Origin of the sequence: Streptacidiphilus sp. ASG 303, from assembly GCF_020991365.1 — a bacterium.
In the GTDB taxonomy this organism is placed as follows: Bacteria; Actinomycetota; Actinomycetes; order Streptomycetales; family Streptomycetaceae; genus Peterkaempfera.
Genome location: NZ_JAJLRA010000189.1, coordinates 1 through 281, shown reverse-complemented (window position 1 = coordinate 281; position 281 = coordinate 1). Strand labels below are relative to the sequence as shown.

General features: G+C 81.1%; 1 protein-coding gene. It reads right to left on the bottom strand.

Going from position 1 to position 281, the window contains the following annotated elements; genetic code table 11:
* A partial coding sequence (locus LO771_RS30450; protein ID WP_230748393.1) for a hypothetical protein occupies window positions 1–281 on the bottom strand: 281 nt, incomplete at both ends.

The following is a 281-nucleotide window of genomic DNA, read 5'->3' as shown; positions in this document are numbered from 1 at the left end:
CGTCCGGAGCCGCGGCGCCGGGCCCGGCCCCGGTGCGCTCGCCGATCCGCAGCGTCGCGGGAGCGGTGCCGCTGTTGCGCACCGTGACCCTGCGCACCACCACGCCGTGCGCGCGGGTGGCCGCCTCGATGCGGGCGGCCCCGACCGACAGTCGGCCCGCTGCGAGGACGACGGAGGCCGCGGCGGCCCGGTCGTCGGCCACGGCCACCGTGCGGGAGGCCGGACGGTAGGCGGGCGCGGACGCCGTGAAGGTACGGCGGCCGCCGCCGGGGACGAACAGC